The 1,198-nt window shown below is 56.8% G+C and carries 1 protein-coding gene; it reads right to left on the reverse strand.

Annotated elements, in window-relative coordinates; all coding sequences use genetic code 11:
* Window positions 1-40: 40 nt before the first annotated feature.
* Window positions 41-1,128 (reverse strand): IS3 family transposase gene (locus AC3WTM_RS29480; protein WP_102669258.1). Its coding sequence is split into 2 segments (ribosomal slippage): window positions 41-876 and window positions 876-1,128, totalling 1,089 coding nucleotides; the frame shifts between segments, so codons are not numbered across the junction.
* Window positions 1,129-1,198: the final 70 nt, after the last annotated feature.

Consider the following 1,198-nt stretch of genomic DNA (forward strand, 5'->3'; position numbering starts at 1 on the left):
CGGTAATCCTCCCATTTTTAGTACTCACCAGAAGTAGAGGTCAGGCCGCGAGGGCCAACTTCTGTTTGGGGGTGATGCCTCCCAGGGCCATATTTGGTCGCTCATGATTGTATGTCCAGATCCATCGTGTGGCGTGTTCTTGCACCTCAGCGATGGACTCGAACAGGTAATGCCCCAGCCAGTCGTAACGTACCGTGCGGTTATAGCGTTCGACGTAGGCATTCTGCTGGGGATTGCCGGGTTGGATATGCTCTAGGCGGATGCCATGCTTCTCTGCCCACAGCACAAGCTTGCTGCTGATGTATTCCGGGCCGTTGTCACTGCGAATCGACCGGGGTTTACCACGCCATTCGATCACCTGATCCAGCGCACGCACCACCCGCTCTGCCGGCAGTGATAGGTCTATATCCATGGCCAGGGCTTCGCGGTTGAAGTCGTCGATCAGGTTAAACAGGCGAAAGCTGCGACCGTCTGCCAGTTGGTCATGCATGAAGTCCATCGACCAACAGTGATTGATCGCCTCCGGCACAGCCAGAGGCTCGGGCTTCTCACGCACGATGCGTTTGCGCGGCTTGATTCGCAGGTTCAGCTCCAGCTCGCGATAAATCCGGTACACCCGCTTGTGATTCCAGCGGTGGCCTTTCACGTTGCGCAAATACAGGAAGCACAGGCCGAAACCCCAGTTGCGCTGGTTGTGCGTAAGCCGGATCAGGTGGTCGGCGATCTCGGCATTTTCCGAGGACAACCGTGGCTGGTAGCGATAGCAGGTGACGCTAACCCCGAAGACCTGGCATGCCAGCTTGATGCTAGCTCGACCAGAGCGAACTGCACGCTGCGCCATCTCTCGCCGCCGAGATGGCTTCACCACTTTTTTGCCATCGCTTCCTGGATGATCTCGGCCTTCAGGCGCTCTTCGGCGTACATCTTCTTAAGGCGACGGTTCTCATCCTCCAGTTCGCGCAGCCGGGCCATCAATGAAGCGTCCATGCCACCGAACTTGGCGCGCCACTTGTAGAAGGTTGCCGAACTGATGCCATGCTCGCGGCAAAGCTCAGGGACTGGGCTGCCGGCTTCGGCCTGCTTGAGGATAGCGATGATCTGGCTGTCCGAAAAACGCGATGTCTTCACGCAAAATTTCCTTGATCCGATTAGGAGAAAATTCTACTTCTGACGAGTACTGATTTCAGGGGGGATTACC

The organism is Pseudomonas sp. EU05-FHT14B02 (assembly GCF_058791055.1).